This is a genomic window from Mesorhizobium humile (assembly GCF_033977215.1).
In the GTDB taxonomy this organism is placed as follows: domain Bacteria; phylum Pseudomonadota; class Alphaproteobacteria; order Rhizobiales; family Rhizobiaceae; genus Mesorhizobium; species Mesorhizobium humile.
Genome location: NZ_JAVIIV010000069.1, coordinates 1 through 774 on the forward strand (window position 1 = coordinate 1; position 774 = coordinate 774).

The following is a 774-nucleotide window of genomic DNA, read 5'->3' on the forward strand; positions in this document are numbered from 1 at the left end:
TGAGCGACGACCATGTTGGCTCGCCTGTCGTTGCTCCACACACTTTAGGCGATGCGTTGTTGCCTGGATCGGAGACGAAACATGACCAACATCGGCCGGACGGGAAGATCGCGCATCGGAGGCACTCCAGCCGGTGGCGCCCCGGACGGCAGGCCCCGCGCCGCATCAGGTCACGCCGCGGCAGAAGGTGGAAACGCGTTCAACTCGATTGTCGAGCGGACGCACCGCGAGCCGCAGGCTAGCGAAGCTTCCTCCAGCCGCGTCGCAGGCCGCGGTGATGATACCCCGCAGGAACGGTCCGCGCGCGTCCCCGTTGGTCAACCACGACTTTTCGCTTCCGCATTGCGCGGAACGGGCATGGCGCGGCGCCGTTTTCCTTTGGCGCCAGAAGGTGAAGCAAGCCAGGAAGAAAGCGCTTTGCGTTCTGACGATGAGCCGGGAGGCGGTGATCATGCAAGCGAAAGTTCTTACGCTCCGGTCCTGTCGCATCGACAAACCACGTCCGATAGGAACGCAGGGCCAGGAGAGCGACGTGCCGACGATGGCGTAGAAACCAACATCCGTCTTGGAAGCGAGCAGCGGTCTCATGGGCAAGGACGGCAAGCGATTGCTTCGCGTTCCGATGCCGGATCGCGGCGCAGAGATGGCGTCACCGAAAGCTCACACACCTCCGCCCCGTCGCATGGTCGAAACCCATCCGGCGTGGAGGCCAGGCCGCCACGCAGCGACGATGGGAGCGCGCGCGGTAGCCGCCGCATAGGTTCTCAACGGCCT

Annotated in this window: 1 protein-coding gene; it reads right to left on the reverse strand. The window is 64.5% G+C overall.

Annotation, left to right across the window (positions count from 1 at the left end):
• Window positions 1-165 precede the first annotated feature (165 nt).
• Complete coding sequence (locus RFM52_RS32725) at window positions 166-453, reverse strand: hypothetical protein (RefSeq protein ID WP_320297812.1); 288 nt, start codon at window positions 451-453, stop codon at window positions 166-168.
• Window positions 454-774: the final 321 nt, after the last annotated feature.